The following is a 4945-nucleotide window of genomic DNA, read 5'->3' as shown; positions in this document are numbered from 1 at the left end:
GGCGTCGGTGACGGCGTTGCGGACGGGGCGGCGGCTGCGGGCACGGCGCCGAGCACGAGCACGCACGACAGCGACGCGAGGAGCAGCCGGGCGGCCGTCCTCGTCTCGCACGTGCTGTGACCGGTCCTCGTCATCGGTACCTCGTGCCGTCGCCCTGAGGCCGCCTCTGCGGGTGCGGAGAGCGGCGCAACATCGAATCTTACCACCGCCGAACAGGCACTTCCATGCGTTCAGGATGCTTCATGCGTCGCCGGCGGACGGCTCCGCTGCAAGAACCGTACCCGCTGCGTGTGGAGACGCCGTGGGCGCGCGTCAGGGTGCTCGGGGTGCGCGAGCGGGTGCGGCGGATCGCTTCGTGCGATACTCGTCGCCGGGGTAGGACCCGGCCATCGCGAGGACCTTCGCGAGAGGACTGGAGTTGCCCCATTCGATCCCCGAAGGCGTGCTGAGGATCCTCGAGCGGATCCCGATGACGGCGGTCATCTGCGACGTGCGGACCGGCGAGATCCTGTGGGCGAACGCGCGCGACATGCGGATCGTCGGAGCCACCGACCCGTCCCAGGTCATCGGCCGCAACCTGCTGGAATTCCTCGACCCGACGCAGCACGGCGTCGCGCTCCGCGACGTCGAAGCGATCGCACGAGGCGAGAGTCCCGAGCCGGTGACGTACCGGATCAACCGCGTGGGCGGCGGGTCGGTCTGGGTGCAGATCGCTTCGGTCCCGATCCAGTTCGGGGAGATGCCGGGCATGCTGTCGCTCATCGCCGAGGTCACGAGTCGCGAGGAGGCGCTCCGCGATCTGGCCGAGAGCGAGGAGCGCTATCGGCAGTTGGTCGAGACCTCGCCCGACGGGATCGTGGTCATGGTCGGCCGCGAGATCGCCTACGCGAACCCGGCGCTGACCGCGGCGCTCGGAGTGACGCTCGAAGACGTTGTGGGTGCCTCGGCATACGACTTCATCGCCGAGGAGTACCGCAAGCCGATCCAGGAAGCGCGCAAGGCGATCCTGGCGAGCGGGAAGCCCGATACCGAGGCGCCGGCGGTCATCTTGAAGGCCGACGGCACGCGGCTCGAGGTGATGGCGAGGACCGCTCCGGTCACGTGGCACGGCGAGCTTGCCACGCAGACCGTCATCCGCTTCCCGTAGGCCCTGCCGTTCGTCCCAGTGAATCGTCCGCCCGTCAGCGGCGTTTGCCCGTCGGCGGGAGGGTTCGCCGCCGTTCACCGCAGGTAACAGCGCTGTGCTCCGCAGCCCCATATGATGTTGTGTGCGCGCACGAAGCACGCACGACCGTGTGCGCACAGGGGCCCGGAGTGTGACGGCTGAATACAGCCGTCGCCTCCGGCGTTCATGCGTACCCGGCGCATCGAGGCGATCTGAGGCCACAAGGGAGCGGGCGAAGATGGGCGAAGAGCGGGCGATCATGAGCCGGTCGGCACAGGCGGAGGACGCGCGCCGCAAGCGGGGGCTGAAGTGGGGGGTGGCGGTCGCGGTCTGCGTGTTCTTCGCCGCGCTGCTGCTCAACGCTCTCATCGCGCAGTCGATGACGCTGAAGACCATCACCATCGACGGCGACATGGCCGAGTGGGACGCCATCCAGCGCGACCCGGACAACATCGTCTACGACGCCACCGGCGGCACGGACCTCGACCCGCAGCCCGCCGGCAACCGCAACATCGCCCGCGTGGTCTACACCTACGACCAGACGAACGTATACTTCCTGTTCAAGGCAGCCGAGGCGTTCAACAACAACGCCTACATCCTCGCGTACCTGGACGTGAACCAGGACAACAAGCTCACGTCCGCCGACTACGTGGCGGTGTGGCTCACCAACCCGGGCCAGAAGTCGTTCGTGAAGAACGCCGACATCTACCCGTACGTCCCGAGCACAGTGGACACCATCACGGGCGACGGCGAGACGGAGCCCGGCAGCCTTGGCTCGGCGGTCTACTCCCGCCCCAATAACCCGACGACTGACACGCCGACCTACGGCACCAACGGTATGACGGGCAGCCGCTGGATCGGCGGCGACTACCTCTACCTCGAGGCGCGCGTCCGATGGGATGCACTCGGCCTCACCGGTCCAGTCCCGCTGAACTTCCACTTCGCGGCGACGCAGAACGCCGCGCAGATCCCGAATTCGATTCAGGACAACACCGGCGAGGCGTCGCTCGCGTGGACGACGCTCGACGTGGCCTCGAACCAGGTCACATCCACACCTGTCAGCCGCACGGTGACGTTCACGCACACCATCACCCAGTCCGGCAACATCACCGACACGGTGCAGCTGTCCGCGTACACCGACAGCGGGTGGGCGGTCAGCATCCGGAATTGGAACAACGTGGCGACGAGCACGGTCCGGCTGCGCGGCAACGAGACGACGGTCGTCTCGCTGGTGGTGACCGTACCTCCGGGTGCTGCCCTCGGAACGGCCGAGGCGGTGCACCTGACCGCGACATCGACCTATCGGGACACGGTCACCGATTCGGTGCTCGACGAGATCTATCCCGGGACGCTGGTCGTCTACCCGGACCGGTCGAGCACGTGCGCCACGAACACGTACGTGGACTACTCGCACGTGGTGGCGAACAACTCCGCGACCACGCTCACGGTCGACCTGACAGGGCTGACCCGGAGTTCGTGGGTGACGGTCGGGGTGTTCGCGGCCGACGGGGTGACGCCGACTTCCACGGTGGTCCTCGGGCCGAGCCGGCAGACCACCGTCACGCTGAAGGTGTCGGTGAAGTCGACCTCGCCAACGGGCACTCAGGACGTGTCCGAGCTCGTCGCTCTCGCGCGTGAGGACTCCTCGTACACGGACTCGGCGCAGGACGTCACGACGATCCTGTCCCGCATCGACCTGTCGCCTGACCACACCACCACGTCCGGCCGCGGGATGTCGATCTTCTTCCGGCACACACTCACCAACAGCTGGAGTGCCGCGGACTCGGTGGTGGTCACGCTGAGCTCGTCCGTCGGCACGTGGTTCGCCTACATGTACGACAAGTCCGGGATCACGACGGCGGCGGCACCCTCGTTCACCCTCGGCGCTCGCGAGTCGACCACGGTGCTCGTGCAGGTCGACATCCCCATCAACGCAGGCGCGTCGCAGATGTGCACCATCAGCCTCATGGCGTCCTCGACGGTCTTCGCGGGCGCTCGTGATGGCGCCACGGATCGCATCACGGTAGCCAGCGTCGGGACGTACTCGGACGAGATGCTCAGCGTGCCGTCGAGCTCGTTCAAGGTTGGCGACGTGGTGTACGTGGGCGAGTTCGGCGATGCAGGGACCAAGATCGACAACAACAACCCCTACGGCGTGTTCTTCCGCCTCCTGAGGCCCGACAGCACCATCGCCACTGAGACTTTCGGCTACGTCGTGGACGGCAACGCGAACATGAGCTGGGTCACGACGGAGGGGAGCACCGTCGGCACGTACACCGTCTACGCGTATCACGAGGTCGCGCGTACGACGCTGATCGGCTCGGCGACGTTCCTCGTCAGCTACGACGCCGAGATCGACCGCATGTCCGCCACCGACGCTCAGACGACGAGCGACACGGTCGACGTGACGACGCGGCTCGCGAACCACAACACCTCGGGGATCGCGAGCTCGACCGTGAGCTATCGCGTCTGGTACGACGTGAACGGCAACGGCTCGTTCGACGCCGGCACGGACTACTGGATGCAGCCTTCGGGCCTGGTGACCCGTACCGCCTCGGCGAGCACCACGTACACGGTGAGCGTCGTCGACACGGTCCCCGGGTCCGGGTTCTCGACCCAGACGCTCAACTTCTCGAACAAGAACTTCCCCGTGGCCGGCAACTGGATGGTGACCGCGGTCTGGAAGGCACAGCAGTCGCTCGGCGCGTTCCTCATCGACTCCGAGACCGCGGTGTTCTACTCGCCGGGAGGCCCGTGGGGCGAGTTCGTGCTGCTGAAGCAACGGCACGCCAGTACGCCGGCCACGATCGCACAAGGCAGCTCCGCGCTGTTCGACATCGTCGTGTTCAACAGCGGCGACACGACGCTCAGCTCGGTGCCGTTGTATGACAGCTGGTCGAGTTCGCACTTCACAGTGACTTCGGCGACCGTCGGGGCGGACACGACGTCGACCACCAGCCTCAGGTGGAACAACCTGCTATCCAAGGTCGGCTCGATCGCCCCGGGTGTGCGCACCACCATCACCGTCGAGTTCTCGACCGTAGGCACGGGCACGAAGCTCAACAGCGTCATCTCGACCGGCGCGTTCGACAGCTCGTCCACGCCGCTGCCGGCAGTCTCGGCCAGCTCGACCGTGCACGTCTCGGCGAACACGGCGCCGAACGCGGTCGATGATGTCTACTCGACGAACGAGGACACGCCGTACTCGGCGGTCGCGCCGGGCGTGCTTGGCAACGACACGGACGCTGAGTCCGATCCGCTCACCGTGACGAGCTGGTCGACGCCTTCGACCGGGACGCTGTCGGCCACGTCGACCGCCGGTGCGTTCACCTACACGCCGCCCGCGAACTGGTCAGGTACGGCCACGTTCGCGTACACGATCTCGGACGGGCTGCTGTCCGACACCGCGACCGTGACGATGACGGTGGTGTGGATCAATGACGCGCCCGACGCGGTCGATGACGCGTACACCACGGCCGAGGACACGACGCTGACGGTCGCGGCACCCGGCGTGCTCTCCAACGACACGGATGTCGAGACCACCCAGACGCTCACGGTGACCTCGTTCTCGACGCCGTCGACCGGCACGCTGTCGGCGACCTCGACCGCGGGCGCGTTCACGTATGCGCCGCCTGCGAACTGGAGCGGTACCGCGACGTTCGAGTACGCGATCTCGGACGGCGCGGGTGGTAGCGACACCGCGACCGTCACGATTACCGTGGCGCCGGTCAACGACGCGCCGGTCGCCTCCGACGACACGACCGCGACGCCCGAGGACAC

General features: G+C 67.2%; 2 protein-coding genes. Both read left to right on the top strand.

The genetic code is table 11. The features are described from left to right. Positions 1-418 precede the first annotated feature (418 nt). On the top strand, positions 419-1147 hold the full coding sequence (locus FDZ70_06290; protein ID TLM76782.1) for a PAS domain S-box protein: 729 nt from the start codon (positions 419-421) through the stop codon (positions 1145-1147). Between the two features lie 256 nt (positions 1148-1403). Further along, positions 1404-4945 (top strand): tandem-95 repeat protein (locus tag FDZ70_06285; GenBank protein ID TLM76781.1); only part of this gene is annotated, 3542 nt, incomplete at its 3' end.

The sequence above is a fragment of the Actinomycetota bacterium genome, from assembly GCA_005774595.1.
Lineage (GTDB): Bacteria > Actinomycetota > Coriobacteriia > Anaerosomatales > D1FN1-002 > D1FN1-002.
This window is presented reverse-complemented; position numbering and strand designations above follow the sequence as displayed.